We start from the raw sequence: 25,652 nt of genomic DNA, 5'->3' as shown, positions 1-25,652 counted from the left end.
CTTAAACCCTAAGTTTAAACGCGCCTATTAGTCTATCGCGATAAGTTCAATTTCAAATACTAATAATGACGCTGGCGGAATTTTTCCAACAGCGCGTTTACCATACGCTAAGTTATAAGGAATAAAGGCCTTTACTTTTTCGCCACATTTCATTTGTTGTAACACTTCAGTCCAGCCAGGAATAACTTGGTTTAGTTTAAATGAGAGAGGCGTGTTACGTTCAACCGATGAGTCGAATACCGTACCATCAAGTAATGTACCGTGATAATGGCAAGTAACCTTTGATTGCAGTGTGGGCTGTTCACCTGAATCACACGGTGTGATCACTTCATATTGCAGGCCTGACGCGGTTTCAATGATTTCTTCACGTTTTTTGTTTTCGGATAAAAACGCTTGCTGTGACTCAATGTTTATCTTAGCGCGTTTAGCATTTTGAACAGAAGATTTAATAATAAGTGCAATTAACGCACAAATAATGAGAAAAAGTATTAAGTTAAGCACAGGCGGTCCTTAAATTAAGAACCATGCCTGTAATTGTGATAAATTGCAATTAGATACGACGGTCGTCGCCGTAGTACTTACCTGCAAGGATTTTTTGATAGAGCTCATTCGCTTTTTCAGATGCTTCTTTTACTTGCGATGGCGACATTTTTCGCTCATCAAGCTTACGACTATGGCTGGCATCTTTATGGCCATTAAATTCAGCGACTGTGTTCCAAATAAACGACATTTCAACGCTTTTATCCACACCTTGACCTTCAAAATAAAGTAGCGCGAGATTAAATTGAGCCGCCGCGTAGTTTTGCGCGGCTGCTTTTGTGTACCAGTCTTTTGCTGCATAAAAGTCTTGGATAACACCGGTGCCGTTGGCATACATGACACCTAAATTAAATTGCGCTGCAGCCAGCCCTTTTTTTGCTGAACTTTCGTAAAGCGAAACGGCTTTCTGCAGGTCTTTTTTAACGCCTTTGCCGTCTTGGTATAAGGTTGCAAGTGCAAACATCGCATCGGCTTCACCTAGCTTAACGCCCTTAGCATACAATTCTGCTGCTCTTTTTGGATTACGTGGTAAACCATAACCAAATTCGTGCATTTGCCCTAAGTGGTACATAGCAGGACCATAATTATTTTCGACTAAGTAATTAAAATGAAATAGCGCCGTTTCAAAATCTCCCTCATTCGCAGCATCAATGGCCTGTTGTAAATCGGCTTTAACTAAACAGCTTGTAAATGCGAGGCAGATCGTGATTATTTTTAATATGTGTTTCATTTTTTTGATTTCCCTACTTTACGGAATGAAGTTTATGTCGCGGCATTGGGTCGTTTTCAGGTAGCCATATATTGGTACCTGTCGCAGCGATATGATTTAAATTAGTACGCAATACTTTGGTGCCAACGTTATTTGAAGTCTCTGGTTTTGATACTAAATAGCCTTGCACACATTGGATACCCATTTTTCTTACGAGTTCAAATTGTTCGGCACATTCAACGCCCTCTGCAACCACTTTAAGGTTGAGATCTTTACCCAGCTCACTAATGGAATTAAGTATTTTATTATATTTCGGATTATCATTCGCCTGATCAATGAATAATTTATCAATTTTAATAACATCGACGGGTAATTCAGCGAGCGTACACAGTGAACTGAAGCCTGTACCAAAGTCATCTATTGCGATAGTAATGCCTTTTTGTCTTAGTTTTTGTAGGCTTTCAGTTGTTTCGCGCGATGCTTCAATAAAGCACGACTCAGTGATTTCCAACATTAGCGCTTTTGGCGGTAACCCCGCTTTTTCGATGGTTTCTATTACCCAATCGTAGAGCTTACGGTGTTTTAACTGCACGCCTGATATATTGACGGAAATGCGTACCTTGGTCATACCCGCGTTATACCATGCTGACATTTGGCGGCACGCTTCAAATAAAATCCAGTCGCCAAGCTCTAGAATTAAATTAGACTCTTCAGCAATCGGGATGAATTCAGTCGGCGTTATGGTCCCTTCAACGGGGTGGTGCCATCTGACTAAACATTCAAAATAATCAATGCTGCAATCATCAACATGTACAATTGGTTGAAATGATAACGAAAAGTTATTACTGCCTAACGCGAGACGCATTTCTTCAAGCAAGTAATGATAGCGTCGCATTTTACTGCCCATTTCAGGTGAGTAGACGCGGAATATACCGCGTCCGTCAGTTTTGGCGCGATACATAGCGACGTCGGCCATTTGCAAAAGGGCAAAAGGACTTGAAGCGCTATCTGGGTAGATTGCGATACCAATGCTCGCGCCAATTTTTACCACTTTATTGCCCAATACAAAATCACGTTCAATTTCATGCAATACATTCTGGGCAACGTTAACAGCCAGTGATGGTTCAAGTAAATCACTAATAAATATTGAAAACTCATCACCGCCTAAGCGCGATAAATTTTGTTCTATGCCATTGATTGGGTGTTGAGATGATAAGTTGTGATTTCTCACTATTGTGCGCAAACGCTCTGCAACTTGGATGAGCACTTCATCGCCGAAACTATGGCCAAATGAGTCGTTAACTTGTTTAAACCCGTCGAGGTCAATAAACAGTAATGCTTGTTTTTTTGCTGTTTGTTCAGCATGGTTTAACTGTTCTTTTAAATGCGCTAAATATGCGTGACGATCAGCAAGTCCTGTTAGTTTGTCTTGAAATATACTGGTTTCGGTGTCTTTTTTGTAACGTTCAACAGCGTCTGTGAGTGAGCTAATAGAATGGTTTAGCCGTGCGAGATTATTCTCTGTTTCGTATTGTGGTAAATCCAGATTAAATGCGCTAAGCAGATTATCGGTTTTGTTATTAAGAATTGATATCGATTTATTCAATGACTTTTGCTTTTTGGAGGTGATGGCGAACGGCATTAAGATTGCGAAGCCTAATAAAATGAGAAGAGGTAAATTGGAAAATAACAACATGTCACTGAACATTTTATTAAGCGGCACGGCAACTACATGCTGTTCATTGCTTTCGAGTTGCACATATAACTCACCGTCACTGCTAATAATATCAATATAACTAAATAGCGAGGAGAAAATATTGGGTTGATTTGCATCTAGGTCGTTGGGGTTAAGTTCGACCGTATTTACCGGAGAATCCTCATGGTGTGATAATGCAACACCTTGCGTGAGAGACAAAGCTAATACTAAATATATAGCGACAATAAACCCAGTTGTGAATAACACAACGCGGGAGACAGTTTTCATCATTTGCACTTTTTAATCCTGCACGGCTTTCGCAAATTCCATACGTTTACATTAAGCAAGTATAGTTTATGAACGCGCCGTTACCAGTTTTTATTTTACCCGCGAACTCTAGCATATCTTGCAAAATAAATCTTTATAATCATTGAGTTCGGTCAAAGTATGGCAACTTATTTACTACCTATGTACATCCCCTTTAAGGCGAAGACGTGATTTAAATTTTTATTGATTCATAACGTAAATATATCGATTTATTTTAAAAAGCGGACAATTGACCTTAGTATTCCGTTTACAATACCAGTAGTGTGAACTGCCATTTTTTGAGTTTTCATTAAATATGCAATCGAATAATAATTTTGAAACGGTGTTATCGGATTACACCAACAATAAGTCTTACTTAACTCATCAAGAACTCATTTCACTTAAGTCTCAGTTCGATAGCGAGCAATCATTTTTTGACGCGTTATTAAAATGGGTGTCTGAATATGCAATTGCACCGGTTTCACAGTTTAAAGTGGCAGCCCTAGCGATTGAGAGCGGTGGTGAAGGGCGCTTATTTTTCGGCGCTAATTTAGAATTTTCCCATCAAGCCTTGAGTCTGGTTGTTCATGCTGAACAAAGTGCTATTCATAACGCATTGTTACACGGGGTTGAAGCAATTAAAAAGCTCGTGATTAATGCTTCACCTTGTGGCTATTGTCGTCAGTTTATTAATGAAATTCAGTTAGACAAACAACCATTAATAAATGTGCACGGTGTCGAGAAAACCATACAGCAATACCTGCCAGACGCATTTGGTCCAAGTGATTTAGATAACCATACACCATTGTTTAGCCAATCTTTAACACAATGTTGTGACTTAGATGCGTATGTTGAACAAAGCTATGCGCCATACTCTGGTAATTTTTCAGCGTGTGAAATTAAGCATGTTGATGGGCACAAATACTTTGGGGTCTACCTTGAAAACGCGGCGTACAGCCCAAGCTTGTCGCCTTTGCAAGCAGCGCTCAATCAAGTGCAGCTACATAATAGAGAAACTGGATTACAGGGAATAAGCGAAATAGTGATTAAGCAAACAGCAGGGAAAGCAAACCAACAAGGGGTTGCCAATGCGGTTGCGATGAGTCTTGGTGGAAATATTAAGGTAACAATTGAGGAAGCGTAACCACTTCCTCAATTTTATGGTGTAGCAACTCTAAACTATACCAATAATTCAGCGGCTTTAATTACAGCGCTAACCGCTTTCTTTTCAACGATCTGATGGTCAACATCAGGGATCTCACTGCGCGTTCTATTTACTAACACACCGGCAACACAGGCTGCTTTAAGACCAAGAGCAGAGCACATAGTAAATAACGTAGCTGACTCCATTTCGTAGTTCATCACACCAAGTTTTTGCCATTCGTCAAAACTACCTTGGAAGGTTTTTGTCACATAGCCTGAATAGGTGTCGTAACGTTCTTGTCCTGGGTAGAATGTATCTGATGAAGCCGTTATACCCAAGTGATAGGTTGCACCTAATTCGTCACACGCACTTACCATTGCATTGGTTGCAAAGAAATCGGCAACTGCGGGGTATTGAATTGGTGCAAAATGTTGGCTTGCACCATCTAAACGAACAGATGCATGACTAATTAATAGGTCACCTTCGTTAATGTTTGGCTGAATTGCGCCCGTTGTGCCAACGCGCAAAAACGTTTTAATTCCGAGCTGCGCGAGTTCTTCAACTGCGATAGACGTACTTGGCCCGCCGATACCGGTAGAACATACGATTACCGGCTGTTGTTTGATATAGGCCAAAAAGACATGATATTCACGTGTTTTTGCAAGTGCGATAGGGTTTTCAAGCTCGTTTGCAATGCGCTCTGCACGTGCTGGATCACCGGGTACGATAGCGAGTTTAGCACCTTCAACTTGTGCTTTATCTAATCCTAAGTGGAATACTTTTTTCATCCTGTATGCTCTAACTTGGCAAATATTAATAACAGTTTGAATTAGCATGCAAAATTGTAAAGGACAATGGTCCGTTAATTTGTTAGTGTGCAGCAAAAAAATGTATAGAGAATTGTATGAAAGCCAAGCATACATTGATGGTTCAAGGCACAACCTCAGACGCTGGGAAAAGTGTGCTGGTTGCGGCGCTTTGTCGTATTTTAGCCAACCATAATATCAAAGTTGCGCCGTTTAAGCCGCAAAACATGGCGCTTAATAGCGCGGTTACCGCAGAGGGGGGCGAAATTGGTCGTGCGCAGGCGGTTCAAGCTGATGCGGCTAGAATAGAACCAGATGTGGACATGAACCCGGTGTTGTTAAAACCAAATTCTGATATTGGCGCGCAAGTTATTGTGCATGGTAAAGCAATTGGTAATTCAGATGCGGTCGATTATCATCAAATGAAACCGCAATTACTGGGCGCTGTGCTTGAATCACATCAACGATTATCGCAACAATTTGATGCAGTGATTGTCGAAGGCGCAGGATCGCCTGCTGAGATTAATTTACGCGACCGTGATATTGCTAATATGGGCTTTGCAGAAGCGGCAGATTGTCCGGTAATTATCGTTGCCGATATAGATAAAGGCGGTGTATTCGCACACCTCGTTGGCACATATGAACTGCTATCTGATACAGAAAAAGCCAGAGTGGTTGGATTTGTAATTAATAAATTCAGAGGGGATATAGATTTACTGCTGCCGGGCAACCAATGGCTCGAAAACAAATTAGGTATACCGGTACTTGCAACAATTCCCTATATACCAGACTTATATATAGAGCCAGAAGATGCACTCGATTTTAATCAAATATTAAGCACAAATAACGCAATTAATATTACGGTAGTGGTTTACCCTCGCATATCCAATCATACTGATTTTGATGTGTTAAGATTGCACCCTAACGTTAATCTCAGATATGCCCGTAAGCCAAACGCAGTAGATAAGTGTGACTTACTTATCTTACCCGGATCAAAAAGTGTCATGGCTGATCTGTCGTTTCTTATTGATAACCAATGGCAGCAATTTATCGCGCGTCATTTGCGCTATGGCGGCAAAGTATTTGCGATTTGTGGTGGTATGCAGATGTTAGGGCAACGACTTTATGATCCTCAACATATTGAGTCTAATATCGATGAAATGGTTGGCCTAAATTACTTGCCAATTGAAACCACGTTACAACGCGCTAAAACCTTAAGTCAAACAAAGGCACATTGCTTAACGAGTGGAAGTGCTATTTCAGGCTATGAAATTCATGCAGGTAAAACAAGTGAAACAGCTACGGTAAAACGATTGTTTAAACTCGCAAACGGTGAATTCGATGGCTATGAATCACAAGATGGACAAATAAAAGCGACTTATTTACACGGTGTACTAGACAACCCACGCTTTTTATCACAACTCCTCGAGTGGGCGGGGTTAACCGGTGCAACTGGATTTGACTATGAAAGTGAAAAAGATAATCAGATAGAGAAACTAGCGACAGAAGTTGAAAAAGTACTGCCTATTAACGTGATAAAACAGTTATTAAGTTTAAATCAAAACGGAAACGTCAACACACTCAAGTAATTCACTTACCAAGGAATTCGTCGCAACAGTATGTCGCGAAACATAAGCCAGTCGCATACAAAACTATAAAGTGGGTATTGAAATGTGGCTGGCCTGTTTTTTTCAAATACAAAGTGTCCAATCCAAGCGAACAGATAGCCAATGCCAATACCGCCTAAGATCAACCAGTAGTTTTGGTTTAGCACAGCAAAAAGCAAACAAAATAGGCCAATTAACGAACCGCAAAAATGCAGTCTTCTACACAGAACGTTAGTGTGTTGCGATAAATAAAATGGGTAAAATGCTGCAAGTGAATGGTATACTTTCGCCATCGCAAAACCTTTGACTTAACGTTTAAGATGTTTATCGTATAATTTTTAACAGTAAATCAATTTGGGAATGTAATCAATTGCGAAACTGGTACGTAATCGTTTTGTTATTATTTTCTACGCAATTTTGTTATGCGTCAGCTGAGCCACTTTTTGAAAAAGACATGCGCGCCAAAGTAACACAGTTTATTACGCTCAATGATTCAATTGATAAGCAAAGTGCAATCGTTAGCTTATCTCAGTTAACCGCAACGCAATTCGAATATTATCAACCAAGTTTTCAAATTCATTTAGACAAAGAGCAGTGGGTGAATGCACTTAACGAACGCATGAAGCAAACGCGCACGCGTAATGTAAAAACTGAGATAATACATATCGAGTTCGCGTTAAATGCAGCATTTGTTAAGCAAAAAAGTACTTGGCAACAACGTGTTAATGGCAAATGGTATGCGCGTTCAAGTGATAATATTGTGAGTTTATTTGAATTCTCTAACGGTAAAATAACTGCCGTTAGAGAATATTGGTAATTAGAACGTGTTGGCCTTTGTAGTCGATTTCTACAGCTGTTTGTTTGGCATTTAGACGAAATAGAGCGATTGTAGTGTAATTATTTACATAAATGAGCGATAAAGGCGTTGTGCTATTACCCAGCACCCACAGTATAAACGCCAAGCAAGTGCTGCTTACAGTTTCACCCAAAGCGTTTTGTTCTTTGTTGTTGCTTCTTAACGTAGCCCGCAAGGCTACAAAGCAACGCCGCGATCAAAAAGCTTTGGATTTGAACAGAATTTAGACCATAGAGACCAATACGCTCTAGGTATACCTCTGCACTTTTATGCAGTTGGTATTATTTAAAGCGTTTGGCCTTTTCAATTCGCTCTTTTATAGCAGGGTGCGAGCTTAGGTACTTAAGAAAATCACCTGAGCCGTTTGCATCAAAGCTATCCATGGCATCGGCAAAGGCACTGGGTGAGTAACCTAATTCAGCTAAATGTTGAAGTGCAAAATCATCCGCCTCACTTTCCATATCGCGTGAAAAGCTAGCTTGCACTAAGGTTGAGCTGGCACCAACAAATAGCTCGCCCACGGTTTCGAGATCGCCAAATAACAGCGCAAACACAATGGCATTTGATAAAGACTGCGCGACTAAACGCATACCGTGTTTACCTTCAACATGACCAATTTCATGCAAAATAATAGCCATTAACATGCTATCTAACTTGTTTTCATCATATTCGCGTAATTGCGTAATAAGATCGTCGGTTACGATTACGGTGCCGTCAGGTAGCGCAAGTGCGTTAGCACCAAAGTACGCGCTTTGGTATGTAAATATTTGATAGTGCTCTTTGTCTAAATTCAAAGCCGTTGTGGCATTTGAAAACAGCTGTTCGATATGTTGTTGTGTAGGTTCATCAAGTTCAGATGGCTCAAGAAAAGCCTTCTCTAAAATCGTAAAACTTTGCTCACCCATGTAGTTAGACACACTTGGTGGCAACCAATCAACACTTTTACTGGCAAGCGCAGGCATAGCAATCATAATAAGCCAATAAATGAGTAGTGGCGCTAAAATGATACTGGCAAACACACTGGTTTTATGGCTTTCTAACGTACTAAGCAGTGAACCGGTTTGGCGTTGAACACGCCAAGATTTGTCATCGGGAATAAACATGTCGCCATTTTCAAAGCGTACTTCGGTTGCGACTCCGGGAATTGCATCACTCAGCGAAATAGAGCTTAAATTATGGGCTCCATATTCAACACCGTCTTGAATGATACTGATATGAGATTCTGTTACTACCAGCTTAACAGCACACGAGCGTGTGCTGCTAGCTTGATAGAGTTTACCATCGACTATTTGACTCATCAGGTGATGGCGATATCTAAGTCGAATACTTCTGCGATTTCTTCGCCAATAGCGGATTGATCACTGGTCATATCATCAATCACGTTATCTGCGTTTTCATGGATTTCTACAAACGTACCGTTTGCTAAATAACGTGCTGCGCGAATTTTTGCCCACGGGTAAGCTAAGCCAAGTGACAAACCAATCGCGATTAAGTTAAAGAATACTAAACGTGCAAATTGCATCTCAGTAATCGTTGACTCAAATTTAGCAACGTCTTTGATTTCGCTGTTAGCAAAGTTGTGTGCGCGAATACGTGCTTGATAAATACCGGTAATAAGCGCAAACATACCGATATACAACAGCGCAGTAATTGGCGCTATTACAAATGCGGCAGCACTCATGCCTGCTGAATCTAAATTAGCCATATCAACAGTCGCACCAAAAATAGCGGCGCCGATACCGATAACAATTGCAAAACCAAACATGGCACCAATTGACACTGCAACAACTAACAATGCGGCAACATAGTAATCGGTTGTAGACAGTGTTGCCTCAACCTTGCGATCACCATAAGTAATGTTGTTTAAAATATAGGAATTAATTTTCTTCATTACCCAAGGCACTAATAGGTATAAGGTAAATACCGATAAAATTGGAAAAATAATGAAAACAAGAAACGCTTCGCCATAGCTGCCGTTAAAACCAAAACGTACATTTCGATAGCTTGTCATGCGGTGTTGAAATCGCATGCTGCGGTTAATAACCCAAGGCATTAAAAATAGTGCGATTAGCATAATAAATAAGCCAAGAATTGGAACAAATTGAACACTACCCACGTATATAGCAAATAATACGACGGCAATAATACGGCCAATTAAAATTTGGATTGGATTAGCAAGATAGGTAAATTGGTGTCCATCGATACTGGTGTTACTGTAAAAGTAGCGATGTGTTCTGACTTTAGCCCAAGCAGAATAAATGCCAAGGGTGAGTACAGTAAGCACTATATTGACTATCCAGATTGAAAAAAATTGGCCAGTTTGACCTGTGAATTGAACTTGCGAACGGCGAGTTTGCGGCGCTGTGTTTAGGTCCATTAAACGTTTCCTGATTGTATGTAATTGTTAAGCGAACGCATTATAAATCATTTAGTTACAAATTAGAACTTGATAATTATATGAAAAGCTATGCAGTTAGCTTGAATAAATCTTCAGGTGATTAGGGGTTGTTTCTGGTAGTTGATTTGACATTCAAAGGCAAAGCCTCTAAGAAAGGGGCATGTAGATTATTGTTGGGTTTATCGAATAAACCAATTTTTAACAAATACAACGAGTTAAAAATTAAAGACCATTAAATGATACGTCGCTTAGTTTTGTAACGAGCGGATTTTGTAATAAATGGTATTTCCAGCAATAAATTTTTAATCTATGCATAATTATATGACTGATTATGCTTTGTTCGGAGCTGAATATGAGCGACTCTAAAAACGCATTTATTAAAAAAGTAACAAATTGCTTATGCCCACCGGGTAACGGTGTTTTCACCGTTAACACTGCAAAAGAGCGAAAAGAAGCGCTGCACCAGTCAATCTATGGACAGACCGAAAACATCGATGCGCTGTGGCGTGATAGCCTGCAAAATATTGAACAAAGTGAATATAATGCAGTAACGTTAGGCATCAGCTCAGATTGCGGCGGCGGTATTTTACGCGGTGCAAACTGGGGACCACTATTTTTACGCAGCACCTTAATGGAACAACAGCCAAGTGCGAAAACATTCGATTTAGGTGACGTGCGTGTTATTCCACACCTGCTACATGATAAATACTTAAACGACGGTACGATTTCAAATTGCCAAAAAGCGCTTTATCAAGATGAAAGCAGCGATTATCACGTAAGCCCATTATCAATTACCGAAGATGTCTGTGATGACTTTTATGCCAATTTTCCAGATAAAGGGATTTTTGGTATTGGTGGCGACCACTCAATTAGTTACCCATTAACTAAGTCGTATTTAAAGGCAAAACGTGCGCAGGGTAAACGCACTGCAATTATTCACTTCGATGCACACACCGACCTACTTGTTGAGCGTTTAGGTATTGATTTATGTTTTGGCTCTTGGTGTACACATATTCTGGAGTTTTTACCGGCGCCACATCATTTAATTCAGTTTGGTATTCGCTCAAGTGGTAAAGATAAAACTCATTGGGAATCAACATTTGGTGTTAAACAGCATTGGGCACATGAGATTCGAGAAAAGGGCGCACAAGCGATTGTTGAGCAAGTAATTGCACAGTTAAAAGCAGACAATGTCGACGAGCTTTACGTTAGTTTTGATATTGATGCCCTTGATGCAACATTTGCAGCGGCAACGGGAACACCTGAATACGATGGTATGACGCCAGATGAAGCAATGCTAATTTTAAATGCGCTTGCCAAAGAGTTCCCAATTACGGGCGCGGATATGATGGAAATTGCGCCGTTTACCGATGCATCACACAGTGGTAAACAAGCCTCTGAAAGTACATTGCGAGAGGGAGCTAAAATTTCAGCCTTGTTAATTGATGCGATGAACAGTAAGTAAATAAAAAAGGTGCCAAATGGCACCTTTTTTGCTCTTATAGTTTCTAAAGTCAATAACAGGGTTTACACTTAACAGTATGAAACCCCGTGATTTATCAAAAAGGTAAAGATGGTAAACCGATTAGCCGCACTGTATGTCTTATTATGCTTAATGCCTATTAGTGCGTTCGGTAAACTGACGGTATTTACTGAAAATTTAAGTGGCTTTCAATATTACAATGAGCACGGGAAATTTGTCGGGCCCAACTTTGATAAAGTACATCGTGCGTTAAGTGCTGCAAATATTGATTATGAGCTAAATGTACTTGGCTGGTCACTTGCTTATAACGGGGTGCTACGCGACCCAAATGCGTGTATCTTTTCGCTTGCCCGTCTACCAATGCGTGAGCCCAATTTTAAGTGGGTTGCTAAATTAAGTCACTTTACAGCTTATTTCTATGCCTTACCTGAAAAACAAATTCAATTAGAGTCAATTCTCGCCGCAAAAGAATACAAAACCGCGGTAATAGAAAACAATTTTAGCCATCATTATTTAACACAACATGGGTTTAAATTAGGCACGCAATTGTTGGTGATTGAAAATGTAGATAGATTGTTTCATATTATGAAGCAGCGTAAACACGTACTTGATTTAATCGTATTGAACGAGACACAATATACAACGCAACGTGAAATTGACAAAACCACCCCTGAGTTAAGCAAGGTGTTCAAATTTAAACAGGAAGCAACGAGTCTATACTTTGCATGCAATACTAAAATTAGTGACGATATGATGGCTAAATTAAAAGCTGGATTTGAAACGATAAATTAGTTTTAAATGTCTTTATTTTTGGTTTGTTTATTGAGCAATGCAAATTAGGTTAATTGCGTTACATTAGGCGAGCATTGATGACATTTAAGCGCTCATTGAGTGAGCGCTTAAATAGTAGTTGTCAGCTTAATCGAACAGTGCAACGGTTTGACGACTCATTGCTAATAGTTCACCCGCCTGATTATAAATATTTGCTTCTTCACAGGCATATCCATCGCGACTATGATGGGTAAACGCATCAAAACCAAGCCAAGCGTCAGCTGCTAATGGCTGATGAGGTAAAAATTCAATATACCAAGACATTGAACTGGCAGGAGCAACGTTTGCATACATTTGCAATTGTGCAGGTGGCCAAGCATCTGTTAGCGCTAATATATGCGCTACAGTTAAGTCTCTGGGTGTTTCTTTTAAACGCATCCATCCTGCAAGTTCGCCATTCGATGCATTTGAAAACGGCATAGCACCTTTTTGAATATTAAAACTCATGTGTTGGAAAAATTGGGGGGTTACTCCTTCTATATAAGGAATAAGGTTTTCTTCATTAACTGGTGCCAACGGGCATGTCGCTTTATTTTCAACAATCACATTTGAATCACGTTTTATTGCAAAGCATGCAAGGGCAATCACCGCGACTTTTTGGTCTTGAATAATTCTTGCTTCAATCTGTGATGCACTTTTACCTTCACGCAAAAGTGAAAGCTCAATATTAAATGGCGTATCGGCGGTCAGCGGGCCAACAAAATTAGTACTGAGTGACAGTAACGTACGTTCGTTATTAATTACAGTGCGCATTGCGGTGTACAGCATAGCGGCAGAAATACCGCCGAAGGCTGTGCGTCCTTGGCACCAGTTTGCAGGAAAGGTTAGTTGGGTAAGACGTGAATTGACTTGGTCTAATAATTGATCAAAATGCATAAGAATTTCATTTGTTATCGTAACTAGCTTGTTTATAACAAAAATAAAGTGGTATGACCACTTTCAGTATCAAAATTCATCATTGCAAAAAAAATTTCAAAATTTTAAAAAAAATTTACGTTTTACAGTTGAATTGTCATTACCCCACCCCTATTAAGTAACCATCTAAACGAATTAATCATTTTTTGATACAGAATTAAAGAAGTAGGAGACGTTCCATGGGTAAGATTATTGGTATCGACTTAGGCACAACAAACTCATGTGTTGCAGTATTAGACGGCGATAAGCCACGCGTAATTGAAAATGCAGAGGGTGATCGTACAACCCCATCAATTATCGCATACACAGACGAAGGTGAAACGCTTGTAGGTCAACCTGCAAAGCGTCAAGCGGTAACAAACCCAACAAATACATTATTCGCAATCAAGCGTTTAATCGGTCGTCGTTTTGAAGACGAAGAAGTACAACGTGATATCGACATCATGCCATTCAAAATTGTTAAAGCAGACAATGGCGATGCATGGGTAGAAGCGAAAGGCGAAAAACGCGCTGCACCACAAATCTCAGCTGAAGTTCTTAAGAAAATGAAGAAAACAGCAGAAGATTTCTTAGGTGAAGCGGTAACTGGCGCAGTAATTACTGTACCGGCATACTTTAACGATGCTCAACGTCAAGCGACAAAAGACGCGGGTCGTATCGCGGGCCTTGATGTTAAACGTATTATCAACGAACCAACTGCTGCTGCACTTGCATACGGCATGGATAAGAAGCAAGGCGACAACGTAGTTGCTGTTTACGACTTGGGTGGTGGTACATTCGATATCTCTATCATCGAAATTGATGAAGTAGAAGGCGAGCACACGTTTGAAGTACTAGCAACAAATGGTGACACGCACTTAGGTGGTGAAGATTTTGATAACCGCGTTATCAACTATCTAGTTGAAGAATTTAAGAAAGATCAAGGCATCAACTTGAAGACTGATCCACTTGCGATGCAGCGTGTTAAAGAAGCTGCAGAAAAAGCGAAGATCGAACTTTCAAGCGCACAACAAACAGAAGTTAACCTTCCGTATGTAACTGCTGATGCGTCAGGTCCTAAGCACATGAACGTTAAACTAACGCGTGCTAAGTTAGAATCACTTGTTGAAGATCTCGTAACGCAATCACTAGAGCCACTTAAAAAGGCATTAGCTGACGCAGATCTTTCTGTTAGCGATGTTAACGATGTAATCCTAGTGGGTGGTCAAACACGTATGCCACTAGTACAAAAAGCAGTTACTGATTTCTTCGGTAAAGAGCCTCGTAAAGACGTAAACCCTGATGAAGCAGTAGCTATGGGTGCTGCGGTTCAAGGTGGTGTTTTAGCGGGTGACGTTAAAGATGTACTACTGCTAGATGTTATTCCTCTTTCGCTAGGTATCGAGACAATGGGTCAGGTTATGACTGCATTAATCGAGAAGAATACAACGATTCCAACGAAGAAGTCACAAGTATTCTCAACTGCGGAAGACAACCAAAGTGCGGTAACAATTCACGTACTGCAAGGTGAGCGTAAGCAATCAAGCGCGAACAAATCACTAGGTCAATTCAACCTAGAAGGTATTCGCCCTGCACAACGTGGCGCACCACAAATTGAAGTAACGTTTGACGTTGACGCTGATGGTATCTTACACGTATCTGCGAAAGATAAAGACACGGGTAAAGAGCAGAAGATCACAATCCAAGCATCTTCAGGTCTAAGCGATGATGAAATCGATGCAATGGTACGTGATGCGGAAGCAAACGCAGAAGAAGATAAGAAGTTTGAAGAACTAGTACAAGCGCGTAACCAAGGTGACGCAATGGTTCACGGTACACGCAAGCAAATCGAAGAAGCAGGTGACGCACTACCAGCTGACGATAAAGCAGCGATTGAAGCAGCACTTTCAGAGCTAGAAACAGCAGTGAAAGGCGATGACAAAGCTGAAATTGAAGCGAAAACGCAAGCGCTTATCGAAAAATCGCAAAAACTAATGGAAATTGCGCAAGCAAATGCACAAGCGCAACAAGCTGGCGGCGATGCAGGCCAACAGCAACAAGCACAGCAAGATGACGACGTTGTTGACGCTGAGTTTGAAGAAGTAAAAGACGATAAAAAGTAATTTACTTTGAAGAGGGCGCGCGGGTTTCGACTCAGACGCGCCCTTAGTGTATCTAAAGGTTTTATGAATTTTGAGGCTAAAGACCCCGCTGGGGCAATGCAAATGCAGTTAGCCAACTAACGGGGAAAGCAGTAATTATGTCAAAACGCGATTATTATGAAGTACTAGGCGTTGCAAAAGACGCTAGCGATCGTGATATTAAAAAGGCATACAAACGCCTTGCTATGAAGTATCACCCAGATCGTACCGCAGGCGACAAAGACTTAGAAGCTAAGTTTAAAGAAGTAAAAGAAGCATACGAAGTACTTGGCGACAGTCAAAAACGTCAAACATACGACCAATTTGGTCACGCAGCCTTTGAACAAGGCGGTGGCGGCGGTCACGGTGGTTTTGGCGGCGGTGCAGATTTTGGCGATATCTTTGGTGATGTATTCGGCGATATTTTTGGTGGCGGCGGCGGTGGCCGACGTCAATCTCGGCAACAACGTGGTGCTGATTTACGCTACAACCTAGATTTAAGCCTAGAAGAAGCAGTTCGCGGTAAAGACGTTGAAATTAAAGTGCCAACTTGGGTGTCATGTGAACCGTGTGATGGTTCTGGTGCGAAGAAAGGCTCTAAGCCACAAACATGTGGTACCTGTCATGGTCATGGCCAAGTACAAATGCGCCAAGGCTTCTTTGCTGTTCAGCAAACATGTCCTACGTGTAATGGTAGCGGTCAAATTATCTCAGATCCATGTAATAAGTGTCATGGTCAGGGCCGCGTAGAAAAAACCAAGACCTTGTCTGTGAAAATTCCGGCAGGTGTTGATACTGGCGACCGTATTCGTCTAGCTGGCGAAGGTGAAGCAGGGCAACACGGTGCACCAGCAGGTGATTTATACGTGCAGGTTTCTGTTCGTGAACACCCAATTTTTGTGCGTGACGGCAGCAATTTATATTGTGAAGTACCACTTAGCTTTACCACAGCAGCACTTGGTGGCGAAATTGAAGTACCAACGCTAGACGGTCGTGCAAAACTAAAAATTCCTTCAGAATGTCAGACGGATAAAATGTTCCGTATGCGCGGTAAAGGCGTTAAGTCTGTTCGCGGCGGTGCAGTGGGTGATTTAATCTGTAAAGTGATTATTGAAACACCGGTTAACTTAAACGAACGTCAAAAAGAATTATTACGTGAATTAGATGAGAGCATGGGCGGTGATAGCTCGCGCCATCGTCCAAAAGAGCAAGGATTCTTTGATGGTGTTAAGAAGTTTTTTGATGACTTAACTAAGTAATCTAGCTTAGTAACTTAGCCTATTAATTTAGCTAAGAAAAATAATAAAAAGGGCTCACAACTGTGGGCCCTTTTTATTGGCTTTATAATAAAAATATGGATTTATTTCTTAATTAAACCACCAACTTCAAAAGATGTTTGCCACGTTTTATTGTACTTGGCGTTAGTTTGTCCGCTTTGAATGCTAATTACGGCATCGTGCGCAGCGTTTTTAAATGTAGTTCGTTGGCTTTGATTTTGTGAAGTGTTATTTGCTTGCCATTGGCTGCCCAAACATTGTGCTACTTGATTTACGGCTAAGTCAAACGCGTCACGGCTTTGCGATTCATTATCGTATTGCTTTGCGCACTTGTAAGACACTCTTTCGTTATTCATACCGAGAATTTGACAACTATTGCCTAGCAAATGGTACTTTGGTGTCCATACATCGCCAAACTTAGTTTGAACGCGTGTCGCTTTTAGCGGCTCGAATTGATTTTCAAAACCATCAACTAAACCTTGAATTTTTTCACAAGGTGTTAAGTTATCAACGTAGGCTGTTTGTGTTGGAGTGAGTGTTGAGCCACAGCCAACTAGAAACAAAAACAGCGATGCAGCAGAAATTTTACGAAACATAATGCTATCCCTAATAATTTGTCATCAGCATAGCGAGACTTAAAAAGAAAATCTATGCTTAACGTATGCAATATTGTGATTTATCAAGTATCAACACGCGTATTGCGTAGCATTTAATCAAGCATCAAATTAATTAAATAAATAAAAGCTAATTTTTAACTTAGATTTAAAATTGTGGCATAGGAAATTGAGCCATTTGGCAGTAAAAACCGTACAACTTATGTTGTATTACCGTTTATTTATGAGCACTATTTGGAAGTTTAAATGAATTACCCTTGGATTGAAAAAGCAAACCGGATCTTCTCTGCGGTATTAATTGGCCAGTTTATTATTACGTTAATTATCGCATTCTTTACCGATACCTGGTTTGAAGGTATCGCAATTGGCCTGCTTATTGTCGCATTGCCGCTATTTTTAATTAACACTGCACCGTTTGCATCGGTTACTCGCCATGCTGTGGGTATCGCGGTTCAGTTATTTGCAGCACTCCATATTCAACAAGCCATGGGGTTAACCGAATTACACTTTGAAATATTTGTAATGCTGGCATTTTTGAGTTTCTACCGCGATTGGCAGGTGATTTTGTCCAGCGTATTATTTATAGCCGTTCATCATATTCTGTTTTTTATTGTGCAGTCGCAAGGCGCCTCGATTTACATATTTGAACAAGGGCATTTAGCGTTTTACATTTTGACTATTCATGCATTGTTTGCCATAACCGAAGGCGGCGTATTAATGTATGTCGCTAAATTAACGCATAGAGAGGCGGTAAGTGCTTATAAATTGTCAGAATCAATACACGACGTATTGAGTAAAGAGGGTAAGTTTGACTTAACCGCGTTTACAAACAAGCAATCAGATGGCTCTGATTATCAAAAGTTAATGACCTCATTAAGTGGATTTATAAAACAAACCAAAACCGTCAGTGAAGGTGTGTTACTACGCTCTGAAGCTGTGTTAGATTTAACTAACGATGTAGAGCGTGCGACCGACGAAAATGTCAGTCAAATAAACTTAATTGCGACTGCAACGGAAGAAATGACAGTAGCAAATGCGAACGTTGCGAGCCAAGCAAGTGAAGCAAACGAAAGTGCAAGCGATGCGTTTACCCGTACTGATAAAACAAAGCAAATAATTGATAGTTCAGCACAAAACATCGAAGGGCTTAAGGGAGACTTAGCGGCGACATCACAAACAATTGGTGAACTTGCGTTAAAGTGTAATCAGATTGAAGAAGTGATGAATGCAATTAAATCGATTTCAGACCAAACAAACTTATTAGCGTTAAATGCTGCAATTGAATCAGCTCGCGCCGGTGAGCACGGCCGTGGATTTGCAGTTGTTGCAGACGAAGTAAGGCAACTTGCTATGAAAACGCGTCAAAATGCAGAGCAGATCAGTGAAATTACTGCGGCGTTAATTAATGAGGCGTCGTCTTCGGTTGAGCAAATGGACAAGTGTTTAGTTCAAGCAGAAGACACGGTTGCACAAGCAAAAGACGCATCTAACATGATGATGGGCGTGGTTGATAATATTGAAAGCATGGTTAATAACATGGCTTCTGTTGCAAGTGCAGCAAATGAACAAGCAACGGTGTCGGCGAGTATTTCTGAGTCGACACAGCGCTTATCACATAATTCTGAGCAATTAAAACACAATACTAATGAGTCCGGGCAACGCTTTAAAGAGATGAAGAACGATATTGAAAACTTAAACCGCGAGTTATCACGCTTTGATCTCTAAATTACATTGGGTTGTGTTAGCTGTATGGTCAGTTATTTTAACCAGCAGTGTGTTGTACTTGTCTACATTAAAAGCAAAGCAATTTGATGTAAACGGCTTGCTTTTGAGTAACGCGATGGACACTCAATTTGATAATCGCTTTACATCGCTTATTGAAGAAACTATAGGTACTAGTAATGGGGCTGTAGTGCATTTTAAAATGGATAATTGCTTTTGTGAGTATGTTGCCCAAAGCCATGTTATGTCAGTGAAAAACCTTGCATCGGAACACGGCTTTAAAAATCATGTTATAACGCTTAAAAGTAATAATCGTTTTAATATACCTTCGGTACCTGCGGTCGCAGTTATCAACCAAAATGGTAAGTTAACCTATCTTGGTCCGTATGCAACAGGAATGTTTTGTAGCGAAGGCGAAGGTCTTGTCGAGCAGTACATAAACGACGATACCGGTCACAACGCACTAGGCGCGACTATTTTAACTGATGCCCAAGGTTGCTATTGCAACCTTGGTTAAAGAGTAGAGATTATTTATGTCTATTTTTTAGTACATTAATAACTTGGCTAATATTGAGGCTTTGTCGTTGTAACAGAACTAATAAGTGATACAGTAAATCAGCTGATTCATTGAGTAACTCTTCGTTGTCATTTTTCATTGCTGCTAAGGCAACTTCAACACCTTCTTCGCCAACCTTTTGGCAACTTCGACTCAACTCTTTGGCAAATAAACTTGCAGTATAACTTTCGGCTGGGTCGTCATTTTTTCGCTTTGCAATAACACTGTTAAGCGTACCTAAAAAGCTTAAATCGGTGCTCGCATCACCAAAACAACTCTGTGTGCCTAAGTGACAAGTTGGACCTTGCGGTTTTGCGAGTATTAATAACGAATCTTGGTCACAATCAGTATGCATTGATACTAATTCCAGATAGTTTTCAGAGCTTTCGCCTTTTGTCCATAAACGTTGTTTTGAACGGCTATAAAAGGTTACTTTACCAATTTCTAAAGTCGTTTGCACAGCAGCTAGATTACAAAAGCCCTGCATTAAAATTTGCCCCGATTGCACATCCTGTACAATCGCGGGAATAAGCTCACTTTTATCAAAATCAAGAGCAGAAATATTGCTTAAATCTAATTTCATAATCGCACCGGAATTGTCTGTTGATTCAGGGTTTGTTTTAGCTCGGTTATATCAATTAAGCCTTTGTGAAAAACCGATGCAGCAAGTGCGCCATCGACATTGCTTTGTAGAAACACGTCGGCAAAATCTTGAATTTTACCCGCGCCGCCAGAGGCAATTAAAGGGACATCACAAATCGCGCGTATTTCACTTAATTGTCGGTTGTCATAACCCTTTCTTACGCCGTCTTGGTTCATGCAGTTAAGTACAATTTCGCCGGCACCTAAGTCTTGAACTTGCTTAACCCATTCATGAGTTTTATAACGTGTTTGGCTTGATGAGTTAGGATCGCCCGTTAGTTGATATACGAGGTATTCACCTGTGGTTTTGTCGTAAAAACTGTCGATACCAACCACAACACACTGTTTTCCAAACTCATCATGTAACTCTTTAATAAGCTCAGGCCTTGCTATTGCAGGGCTATTAATGCTGATCTTATCCGCGCCCATTTCGAGTACTTTTGCAGCGTCGGCGACCGATTTAATGCCGCCTGCAACGCAAAAAGGGATATTGATATAACGGGCAATTTGCTCCACCCAAGTGACATCAAGTAAACGCTTTTCGACGCTCGCTGTAATTTCATAGAACACTAGCTCATCGGCACCTGCTTGCGAGTACGCTTCGGCAAGTTGCAAAATATCGCCCACGATTTCGTGCTCTTTGAACTTAACGCCTTTTACAACTTGATTATTTTTAACGTCTAAACAAGGAATTATGCGTTTTGATAACACGTTACAGCCTCCTTAGCGCTAAACGCATTATCAAGTAATGATTTACCTAAAATTACACCACCGACACCAAGCGCTTTTAACTGCTTAATATCCTCAAGGGAACTAACACCGCCTGATGCTTGTACGCGAATATCATCAAACTTTGAAAGAATGTCTTGGTATAGCTTAAATGAAGGGCCGGTCATTGTGCCATCTTTACTAATGTCAGTGCACAAAAAGTCTTTTACGCCCAATTCTTTATAGAATTCTATAAATTCAAACAGATCGTAAGGTGATTTTTCGAGCCAACCGTGGGTAGCTGGGCGCCAGGTCTCGCCGTCTTTGTTAACATCCAGTGCGATTACAAATTTAGCTGCGCCGAATGTGCTTATCCAATTCTTTACTTGGCTCTTGTCCGTCACTGCTTTCGAGCCAATCACCACTTGATGTACGCCTGCGTTCAGCCAAGTGGATATGTCTGACTCGCTTCGAATGCCGCCGCCGATTTGAAAGGGTAGTTTGAGCTCGTTTGATGCTTCTTGAATGAACTGCCATTGCTTTTTGTCCGGATCACGGGCGCCTTCAAGATCAACAATGTGAATTCGTTCAGCGCCTGAATTTGCGTACTCTGTTAACCGTTGTTTAAAGTCAAAATCATAAAATTGTGCCGTGTCGTACTTGCCTTGGTATAGTCTAACAATTCGATTTTGTAAAATATCTAATGCGGGAATAATCATTATTGTTCCTATAACGCTAAAAAGTTTTTCAGCAAACGTTCGCCAACGCGGGCTGATTTTTCAGGATGAAATTGCATGCCAATAAAATTATCTTTGGCAATAATAGCTGAAAATTCAGTACTATAATTGCTTGATGCCAATGTGTATTGATTCGGCACATGAGCAAAACTATGCACGTAATACACTTGGTCGTTGCCATTGATGCCCGCTAAAATAGGGTGGTCTGACTTTAAATCTAAATTATTCCAGCCCATATGCGGTAGTGTTAGGCACTCGCTTTTAAGCGCATTTAGTTTTCCAGGAATAAGTGCTAGGGTCTTCACTCCACCTTCTTCAGTTTCATCGCACATTAACTGCATACCCAAACAAATGCCTAGTAAAGGCTTTTTGTAATTGCGTATAGCATCTTGCCAGTTGTTATCAATTAAGCGTTTCATTGCAACCGAGGCATGACCTACACCGGGTAACACAGCACGAGGAAAATCGTTAAGTTTTTCTGGCTCTGTGATAATTTCAACCTGAGCGCCTAAACGCTCAAATGCAAATCGAACCGAATTAATGTTTGCACAACCGGTGTTAATTATGGCTATCATAAACATCCTTTAGAACTGGCAGTGGTTTGGGTAACATCTTTGGTAATTGCCATGCGCAGTGCACGTGAAAACGCTTTAAATAGCCCTTCAACTTGATGATGGCAATTACCGTCTGACACACTTAAAATTAGGCTAATTGCCGCATTATCAGTGAGGCTTTTGAAGAAGTGCTCAACCATTTGCACGTCCATGTCTCCCACTTTTTCGCGAGAGAAATTAGCATTTAGTACGAACGATGCACGACCCGATAAATCAATCTGTGCGTCTGCTTTACACTCATCCATTGGCAACGAAAAACCATAGCGGCCAATTTGTGTTTTGGTACTCAGCGCTTGTTTAAGTGCTTGACCAAGTGCAATACCAACGTCTTCAACAAGGTGATGTTCATCGATGTGTAAATCACCAGATGCCTTAATATTAAGGCCGATATTACTGTGCGTACGAATTTGGTCGAGCATGTGGTCAAAAAAGCCAAGTCCCGTTTGTACTTCCCCTTGTTTGCCCGAATCAAGGTTTACGCTAACTGAGATTTGGGTTTCGCTGGTATTGCGATTAACTTCGCCGGTACGATTACGCGTCGTGAGTTTAGTTACGATCTCAGGCCAGTTGCCTGTATACAAAATACCTTCACAGCACAGGTTTTCAGCAAGTTGAATATCGGTTTGGCGGTCGCCAATCACATAGGAATTGGATAAATCGACATTGCCTGATTGCATCAGCTTTTTTAGTAACCCTGTTTTTGGCTTTCTGCAGGCGCAATTTTCATCGTCAAAGTGTGGGCAAATTAATACCTCATCAAAAGTGATGTTCGATGCGCTAAAAACCTGCATCATTTTATTGTGCGGAGCGTCAAAGTCGGCCTTTGGGAAACTATCTGTGCCTAAGCCATCTTGGTTAGATACCATAACCAGTTTATAACCTGCAGCTTGCAGTTGTAACAGCGCAGGTATAACGCCTGGCTCAAAAACTAACTTTTCGAGTGTATCAAGTTGTTTATCGATAGCTGGCTCTTCTACTAAAGTACCGTCTCTATCTATAAATAAGTAAGGAACTGCCATAATTATTATCCGTTTATTTCTACTAGCCAGTTGAATACAACGTTAAGCTCTTGTTCTGATCCAATACTGATGCGTAGCCAGTTATCTTCGCCATAAAGTGTAAAAGGGCGCATAATTAAGCCACTTTGCATAGCTGCTGCGATGTGTGCTTTATCGCTAAGCTGGATAGTGACAAAGTTTGCAAAACTCGGTAGCACCTTACGCACGTGCTTGCACGCAGATAACTGATTAATTAGCGTTGCACGATTGTTGTTTATAATTGACACTTGGCGTTTAACGCTACTGATGTTGCAGCTTGTAAGCGCTTGTTCGGCTATTGCGGCAACCACACTCGATACAGGGTACGGCGCTAGCACCTTTCGCATGGTATTAATTAGCTCTGGATTGCTTAACACAAATCCCGTGCGTAAACCTGCTAATGCAAATGCCTTTGATAAGGTTCTTAAAACCACCAGGTTTTGATACTTTTCTATTAAACCTGCCGCTGTAAATTCTTCACAAAATTCAATATAAGCTTCGTCAACGACGACAATGGCTTTATCTTCAAACGCTTTTACAATCTCTTCGATTCGAGACAGTGGAAGCACGTTACCGGTTGGGTTATTTGGATTACAGACAAATACCAACTTGGCGTTACCAACACTATCTAAAAGCTCTGACTGTGGTGCATTAATTAAAAGCGCTTGGCTTAAATCTACTAACGCAACATTGGCACTTTCTGCGGTTACCTTATACATGCCGTAAGTCGGTAAAAATTGTGCGATGCTGTCTTTACCATTTTGACAAAAGGTGCGTACCAATAACTCAATACCTTCATCTGCGCCACGTGTCATCAAAATGTTTTCGTCTGCAAGATTGCTATATCGCGCGTAGGCGTTGATGACGTTTTCAGGTTGCGGATCTGGGTAACGGTTTAAGTTATCTAAATTTAATTCATACTCTTTTGCATAAGGGCTTTCATTGGCGTTTAACCATGTTGAACCAGTTAGTTTTTCGCTTTTTGCAGAGCTATACGCTTTCAGTGATTGAATATATTCTGGGGCAAATTCACGGCTCATAATTTGGCCTCCTGTAACCTGATTGACACCGCGTTTGCGTGTGCGTCTAACCCTTCAGCTTCTGCTAGCGGCAAGATACTGTTTGCAAGTTGTGCTAAGCCAGACTGTGAAATGGTTTGCACTGTATAGGTTCTAAAGAAGTCCATTAAGTTAAGCGCGGAATAAACTTGGCTATAGCCATACGTTGGTAACACGTGATTTGTACCAGAGGCATAGTCGCCAGCTGATTCAGGCGTATAATCGCCAACAAACATCGAACCAACGTTATAGAATTTATCTACAATATCTGCAGCATTACGTGTTTGTACAATTAAGTGCTCCGGCCCATATTGGTTTGACACCTTAATTGCACTCTCAATGCTATCAACTAATATATAAGGCGAGTTTAACAATGCTTTTTGAGCAATCGCCTTACGCGAAAGCGTACTTAGTTGCGCGTCAATCTCACGTTTGGTTTCGTTTATTAACGTTTCGCAGTTTGATACTAAAACTACTTGAGAATCTTCACCGTGTTCGGCCTGTGATAGTAAATCTGCGGCAACAAAAGTGGGGTTTGCGCCATCATCGGCAATTACAAGCACTTCAGAAGGACCCGCAGGCATATCAATTGCAACACCAGTAGCTTGCTGAGCAACTAGCTGTTTTGCCATCGTCACATAGCTGTTACCCGGGCCAAATATTTTATTTACTTTGGGTACGGAATCCGTACCGAAAGCCATTGCTGCAATAACACCTGCACCACCTGATTTAATAAGCGTGGTCACACCACACAATTTTGCGGCGTACAAAATGGCTGGATTAATCGCCATATCGCCTTTAACCGGTGTTGCTAACACAATGGTTTTAGCGCCACTTAGTTTTGCAAGGGCTCCTTGCATTAATACCGACGAAGGCAGGGGAGCAGTACCACCAGGTACATAAATTCCAACTGCTTGAATTGGTTGATAACGTAGCTCACAACACACACCAGGTTGTGTTTCAATAATTTTCGTAACGGGTAATTGTGCTTGGTGAAATTTAGTAATGTTATTAAACGCAATATCAATAGCAGTTTTTAATTCAGTACTTAATAGCGCTGGTGAATTATCAATTTCGCTTTGTGGCACAATAAGCTGTTCACTTTGGTTATTATCGAACTGCTGATTAAAATCCAGTAGCGCTTTATCGCCATTTTCTTTGACGGTATCGATAATAGTTTGAACACGCGCTTGCAGTGCGCTCTGATCTTGTTGAGCAGGGCGCGCCAATAAAGCCTTTTGTTGTGCAGCGGAAAGTTGCGACCAAACGTTCACGG

Annotated in this window: 25 protein-coding genes; 9 read left to right on the top strand and 16 right to left on the bottom strand. The window is 40.9% G+C overall.

Annotated features, from left to right (window positions below; all coding sequences use genetic code 11):
* Positions 1 to 27: 27 nt before the first annotated feature.
* Genes ACHSBP_RS13640 through ACHSBP_RS13630 form a run of 3 tightly spaced genes read right to left on the bottom strand, consistent with a single transcriptional unit; the run spans position 28 to position 3,233 of the window.
* Positions 28 to 501 carry an FKBP-type peptidyl-prolyl cis-trans isomerase gene (locus ACHSBP_RS13640; RefSeq protein ID WP_010559113.1) on the bottom strand — a complete coding sequence of 158 codons (474 nt, stop codon included), beginning with the start codon at positions 499 to 501 and terminating at the stop codon, positions 28 to 30.
* Between the two features lie 49 nt (positions 502 to 550).
* A complete protein-coding gene (locus ACHSBP_RS13635; RefSeq protein ID WP_010559114.1) occupies positions 551 to 1,270 on the bottom strand; it encodes a tetratricopeptide repeat protein in 720 nt (239 codons plus the stop codon).
* 13 nt (positions 1,271 to 1,283) lie between these two features.
* A complete protein-coding gene (locus tag ACHSBP_RS13630; protein WP_395389419.1) occupies positions 1,284 to 3,233 on the bottom strand; it encodes a putative bifunctional diguanylate cyclase/phosphodiesterase in 1,950 nt (649 codons plus the stop codon).
* A gap of 334 nt (positions 3,234 to 3,567) precedes the next feature.
* On the opposite strand from ACHSBP_RS13630, the gene cdd reads away from it, so the two are divergent.
* On the top strand, positions 3,568 to 4,395 hold the full coding sequence (cdd, locus tag ACHSBP_RS13625; protein WP_010559116.1) for a cytidine deaminase: 828 nt from the start codon (positions 3,568 to 3,570) through the stop codon (positions 4,393 to 4,395).
* A 35-nt stretch (positions 4,396 to 4,430) separates the two neighbouring features.
* On the opposite strand, the gene udp is transcribed toward cdd, so the two are convergent.
* A complete protein-coding gene (gene udp, locus ACHSBP_RS13620; RefSeq protein ID WP_010559117.1) occupies positions 4,431 to 5,183 on the bottom strand; it encodes a uridine phosphorylase in 753 nt (250 codons plus the stop codon).
* Positions 5,184 to 5,299: 116 nt separating this feature from the next.
* On the opposite strand from udp, the gene ACHSBP_RS13615 reads away from it, so the two are divergent.
* Positions 5,300 to 6,790: a cobyric acid synthase gene (locus ACHSBP_RS13615; RefSeq protein WP_010559118.1), complete on the top strand. Its 1,491-nt coding sequence runs from the start codon at positions 5,300 to 5,302 to the stop codon at positions 6,788 to 6,790.
* A gap of 5 nt (positions 6,791 to 6,795) precedes the next feature.
* Here the strand turns inward: ACHSBP_RS13615 and ACHSBP_RS13610 are convergent, their stop codons facing one another.
* Positions 6,796 to 7,101: an Mpo1-like protein gene (locus tag ACHSBP_RS13610; RefSeq protein ID WP_395389160.1), complete on the bottom strand. Its 306-nt coding sequence runs from the start codon at positions 7,099 to 7,101 to the stop codon at positions 6,796 to 6,798.
* A gap of 101 nt (positions 7,102 to 7,202) precedes the next feature.
* Here ACHSBP_RS13610 and ACHSBP_RS13605 point away from each other — a divergent pair, with 101 nt between their 5' ends.
* Positions 7,203 to 7,625 (top strand): hypothetical protein, encoded by a 423-nt coding sequence (locus tag ACHSBP_RS13605; RefSeq protein ID WP_040642568.1) that lies wholly within the window; start codon positions 7,203 to 7,205, stop codon positions 7,623 to 7,625.
* A 320-nt stretch (positions 7,626 to 7,945) separates the two neighbouring features.
* Here ACHSBP_RS13605 and ACHSBP_RS13600 read toward each other — a convergent pair whose 3' ends face one another.
* Together ACHSBP_RS13600 and ACHSBP_RS13595 are read right to left on the bottom strand one after the other, a co-directional pair.
* Positions 7,946 to 8,962 carry a M48 family metallopeptidase gene (locus ACHSBP_RS13600; RefSeq protein WP_010559122.1) on the bottom strand — a complete coding sequence of 339 codons (1,017 nt, stop codon included), beginning with the start codon at positions 8,960 to 8,962 and terminating at the stop codon, positions 7,946 to 7,948.
* Positions 8,962 to 10,041 carry a YjgN family protein gene (locus ACHSBP_RS13595; RefSeq protein ID WP_010559123.1) on the bottom strand — a complete coding sequence of 360 codons (1,080 nt, stop codon included), beginning with the start codon at positions 10,039 to 10,041 and terminating at the stop codon, positions 8,962 to 8,964. Before ACHSBP_RS13595 ends, ACHSBP_RS13600 begins: the two co-directional genes overlap by 1 nt.
* A gap of 373 nt (positions 10,042 to 10,414) precedes the next feature.
* On the opposite strand from ACHSBP_RS13595, the gene ACHSBP_RS13590 reads away from it, so the two are divergent.
* Both ACHSBP_RS13590 and ACHSBP_RS13585 read left to right on the top strand, forming a co-directional pair.
* On the top strand, positions 10,415 to 11,527 hold the full coding sequence (locus tag ACHSBP_RS13590) for an arginase family protein (protein WP_010559124.1): 1,113 nt from the start codon (positions 10,415 to 10,417) through the stop codon (positions 11,525 to 11,527).
* A gap of 108 nt (positions 11,528 to 11,635) precedes the next feature.
* Complete coding sequence (locus ACHSBP_RS13585) at positions 11,636 to 12,337, top strand: hypothetical protein (protein WP_010559125.1); 702 nt, start codon at positions 11,636 to 11,638, stop codon at positions 12,335 to 12,337.
* A 126-nt stretch (positions 12,338 to 12,463) separates the two neighbouring features.
* Here the strand turns inward: ACHSBP_RS13585 and ACHSBP_RS13580 are convergent, their stop codons facing one another.
* The gene (locus ACHSBP_RS13580; RefSeq protein WP_010559126.1) at positions 12,464 to 13,252 is read right to left on the bottom strand and encodes a thioesterase family protein; all 789 of its coding nucleotides are present in this window, start codon (positions 13,250 to 13,252) and stop codon (positions 12,464 to 12,466) included.
* A gap of 218 nt (positions 13,253 to 13,470) precedes the next feature.
* Here ACHSBP_RS13580 and dnaK point away from each other — a divergent pair, with 218 nt between their 5' ends.
* Together dnaK and dnaJ are read left to right on the top strand one after the other, a co-directional pair.
* On the top strand, positions 13,471 to 15,393 hold the full coding sequence (dnaK, locus tag ACHSBP_RS13575; protein ID WP_010559127.1) for a molecular chaperone DnaK: 1,923 nt from the start codon (positions 13,471 to 13,473) through the stop codon (positions 15,391 to 15,393).
* Between the two features lie 137 nt (positions 15,394 to 15,530).
* Complete coding sequence (gene dnaJ / locus ACHSBP_RS13570) at positions 15,531 to 16,670, top strand: molecular chaperone DnaJ (RefSeq protein ID WP_010559128.1); 1,140 nt, start codon at positions 15,531 to 15,533, stop codon at positions 16,668 to 16,670.
* Positions 16,671 to 16,771: 101 nt separating this feature from the next.
* On the opposite strand, the gene ACHSBP_RS13565 is transcribed toward dnaJ, so the two are convergent.
* On the bottom strand, positions 16,772 to 17,284 hold the full coding sequence (locus ACHSBP_RS13565) for a hypothetical protein (protein WP_010559129.1): 513 nt from the start codon (positions 17,282 to 17,284) through the stop codon (positions 16,772 to 16,774).
* A gap of 264 nt (positions 17,285 to 17,548) precedes the next feature.
* Here ACHSBP_RS13565 and ACHSBP_RS13560 point away from each other — a divergent pair, with 264 nt between their 5' ends.
* A complete protein-coding gene (locus ACHSBP_RS13560; RefSeq protein ID WP_010559130.1) occupies positions 17,549 to 19,027 on the top strand; it encodes a methyl-accepting chemotaxis protein in 1,479 nt (492 codons plus the stop codon).
* A complete protein-coding gene (locus tag ACHSBP_RS13555) occupies positions 19,017 to 19,541 on the top strand; it encodes a DUF6436 domain-containing protein (protein ID WP_010559131.1) in 525 nt (174 codons plus the stop codon). Before ACHSBP_RS13560 ends, ACHSBP_RS13555 begins: the two co-directional genes overlap by 11 nt.
* Before the next feature lie 10 nt (positions 19,542 to 19,551).
* Here ACHSBP_RS13555 and hisIE read toward each other — a convergent pair whose 3' ends face one another.
* The 7 genes from hisIE to hisD are packed head-to-tail and all read right to left on the bottom strand — an operon-like array spanning position 19,552 to position 25,650.
* On the bottom strand, positions 19,552 to 20,163 hold the full coding sequence (hisIE, locus tag ACHSBP_RS13550; protein WP_010559132.1) for a bifunctional phosphoribosyl-AMP cyclohydrolase/phosphoribosyl-ATP diphosphatase HisIE: 612 nt from the start codon (positions 20,161 to 20,163) through the stop codon (positions 19,552 to 19,554).
* Complete coding sequence (gene hisF / locus ACHSBP_RS13545) at positions 20,160 to 20,933, bottom strand: imidazole glycerol phosphate synthase subunit HisF (protein WP_010559133.1); 774 nt, start codon at positions 20,931 to 20,933, stop codon at positions 20,160 to 20,162. The genes hisIE and hisF overlap by 4 nt, the downstream gene beginning before the upstream one ends.
* A complete protein-coding gene (gene hisA / locus ACHSBP_RS13540; RefSeq protein ID WP_010559134.1) occupies positions 20,915 to 21,649 on the bottom strand; it encodes a 1-(5-phosphoribosyl)-5-[(5-phosphoribosylamino)methylideneamino]imidazole-4-carboxamide isomerase in 735 nt (244 codons plus the stop codon). The genes hisF and hisA overlap by 19 nt, the downstream gene beginning before the upstream one ends.
* 8 nt (positions 21,650 to 21,657) lie before the next feature.
* Complete coding sequence (gene hisH / locus ACHSBP_RS13535; protein ID WP_395389157.1) at positions 21,658 to 22,242, bottom strand: imidazole glycerol phosphate synthase subunit HisH; 585 nt, start codon at positions 22,240 to 22,242, stop codon at positions 21,658 to 21,660.
* Positions 22,239 to 23,300 (bottom strand): bifunctional histidinol-phosphatase/imidazoleglycerol-phosphate dehydratase HisB, encoded by a 1,062-nt coding sequence (hisB, locus tag ACHSBP_RS13530; protein ID WP_395389155.1) that lies wholly within the window; start codon positions 23,298 to 23,300, stop codon positions 22,239 to 22,241. Before hisB ends, hisH begins: the two co-directional genes overlap by 4 nt.
* A gap of 5 nt (positions 23,301 to 23,305) precedes the next feature.
* Entirely contained in the window at positions 23,306 to 24,358 is a 1,053-nt protein-coding gene (gene hisC, locus ACHSBP_RS13525; protein WP_010559137.1) for a histidinol-phosphate transaminase, read from the bottom strand.
* Entirely contained in the window at positions 24,355 to 25,650 is a 1,296-nt protein-coding gene (gene hisD / locus ACHSBP_RS13520; RefSeq protein WP_395389153.1) for a histidinol dehydrogenase, read from the bottom strand. Before hisD ends, hisC begins: the two co-directional genes overlap by 4 nt.
* Positions 25,651 to 25,652 lie beyond the last annotated feature (2 nt).

The sequence above is a fragment of the Pseudoalteromonas sp. XMcav1-K genome, assembly GCF_044005875.1.
Taxonomy (GTDB): domain Bacteria; phylum Pseudomonadota; class Gammaproteobacteria; order Enterobacterales; family Alteromonadaceae; genus Pseudoalteromonas; species Pseudoalteromonas spongiae.
This window is presented reverse-complemented; position numbering and strand designations above follow the sequence as displayed.

What these genes read in the sequence shown, in the direction of transcription:
- ACHSBP_RS13615 (WP_010559118.1), top strand. Translation starts at nt 5,300, where the DNA reads ATGAAAGCCAAGCATACATTGATGGTTCAAGGCACAACCTCAGACGCT.
- ACHSBP_RS13610 (WP_395389160.1), bottom strand. Translation starts at nt 7,101, where the DNA reads ATGGCGAAAGTATACCATTCACTTGCAGCATTTTACCCATTTTATTTA.
- hisC (WP_010559137.1), bottom strand. Translation starts at nt 24,358, where the DNA reads ATGAGCCGTGAATTTGCCCCAGAATATATTCAATCACTGAAAGCGTAT.
- ACHSBP_RS13580 (WP_010559126.1), bottom strand. Translation starts at nt 13,252, where the DNA reads ATGCATTTTGATCAATTATTAGACCAAGTCAATTCACGTCTTACCCAA.
- dnaJ (WP_010559128.1), top strand. Translation starts at nt 15,531, where the DNA reads ATGTCAAAACGCGATTATTATGAAGTACTAGGCGTTGCAAAAGACGCT.
- hisA (WP_010559134.1), bottom strand. Translation starts at nt 21,649, where the DNA reads ATGATTATTCCCGCATTAGATATTTTACAAAATCGAATTGTTAGACTA.
- hisIE (WP_010559132.1), bottom strand. Translation starts at nt 20,163, where the DNA reads ATGAAATTAGATTTAAGCAATATTTCTGCTCTTGATTTTGATAAAAGT.
- hisH (WP_395389157.1), bottom strand. Translation starts at nt 22,242, where the DNA reads ATGATAGCCATAATTAACACCGGTTGTGCAAACATTAATTCGGTTCGA.
- ACHSBP_RS13630 (WP_395389419.1), bottom strand. Translation starts at nt 3,233, where the DNA reads ATGAAAACTGTCTCCCGCGTTGTGTTATTCACAACTGGGTTTATTGTC.
- ACHSBP_RS13595 (WP_010559123.1), bottom strand. Translation starts at nt 10,041, where the DNA reads ATGGACCTAAACACAGCGCCGCAAACTCGCCGTTCGCAAGTTCAATTC.
- cdd (WP_010559116.1), top strand. Translation starts at nt 3,568, where the DNA reads ATGCAATCGAATAATAATTTTGAAACGGTGTTATCGGATTACACCAAC.
- udp (WP_010559117.1), bottom strand. Translation starts at nt 5,183, where the DNA reads ATGAAAAAAGTATTCCACTTAGGATTAGATAAAGCACAAGTTGAAGGT.
- ACHSBP_RS13635 (WP_010559114.1), bottom strand. Translation starts at nt 1,270, where the DNA reads ATGAAACACATATTAAAAATAATCACGATCTGCCTCGCATTTACAAGC.
- hisB (WP_395389155.1), bottom strand. Translation starts at nt 23,300, where the DNA reads ATGGCAGTTCCTTACTTATTTATAGATAGAGACGGTACTTTAGTAGAA.
- ACHSBP_RS13585 (WP_010559125.1), top strand. Translation starts at nt 11,636, where the DNA reads ATGGTAAACCGATTAGCCGCACTGTATGTCTTATTATGCTTAATGCCT.
- ACHSBP_RS13600 (WP_010559122.1), bottom strand. Translation starts at nt 8,962, where the DNA reads ATGAGTCAAATAGTCGATGGTAAACTCTATCAAGCTAGCAGCACACGC.
- ACHSBP_RS13590 (WP_010559124.1), top strand. Translation starts at nt 10,415, where the DNA reads ATGAGCGACTCTAAAAACGCATTTATTAAAAAAGTAACAAATTGCTTA.
- dnaK (WP_010559127.1), top strand. Translation starts at nt 13,471, where the DNA reads ATGGGTAAGATTATTGGTATCGACTTAGGCACAACAAACTCATGTGTT.
- ACHSBP_RS13565 (WP_010559129.1), bottom strand. Translation starts at nt 17,284, where the DNA reads ATGTTTCGTAAAATTTCTGCTGCATCGCTGTTTTTGTTTCTAGTTGGC.
- ACHSBP_RS13560 (WP_010559130.1), top strand. Translation starts at nt 17,549, where the DNA reads ATGAATTACCCTTGGATTGAAAAAGCAAACCGGATCTTCTCTGCGGTA.